This is a genomic window from Paraburkholderia sp. RCC_158, from assembly GCF_041355255.1.
GTDB classification, from domain to species: Bacteria; Pseudomonadota; Gammaproteobacteria; order Burkholderiales; family Burkholderiaceae; genus Paraburkholderia; species Paraburkholderia graminis.
The window spans coordinates 126,173-126,607 of sequence record NZ_JBFUPM010000016.1; the positions used below are offsets into that span (position 1 = coordinate 126,173).

The window sequence follows — 435 nt, forward strand, 5'->3', positions numbered from 1 at the left end:
CGAAGCCGCCGCCATAAGCAGCGTTGAGGTTGCCGAGGTTGTAGTTGCTGCCGCCGCGTACAGCGGACAGAGCCTTGGCGGACAGGTCTTCGGTGTGGGCGATGTCTTTGATGGTGAGCGAGGTCATGGTAAGTCTCCTGAGATGTTTCTCTGTTTCGGGTTTGGAAGTACGGTTCGGCAAGCAAAGGGAGAGCGCCGCTCTCCCCGGCGCTTAACTCACGCCTTGGCGAACTGCAGGCCGCCGAAGTTCATGATCGTCGGGATCTCGACCTTCGTGTACGTGTCGGTCTGCGTGACCGGTGCCACGACGACGCCGGGGCTGGCGAAGCCGCCGCCATAAGCAGCATTGAGGTTGCCCAGGTTGTAGTTGCTGCCGCCGCGTACAGCGGACAGAGCCTTGGCGGACAGGTCTTCGGTGTGGGCGATGTCTTTGAT

The 435-nt window shown here is 61.1% G+C and carries 1 protein-coding gene; it reads right to left on the minus strand.

What is annotated here, in order from left to right:
* Window positions 1–216: 216 nt before the first annotated feature.
* A partial coding sequence (locus AB6809_RS26185; RefSeq protein WP_371027478.1) for a hypothetical protein occupies window positions 217–435 on the minus strand: 219 nt, incomplete at its 5' end.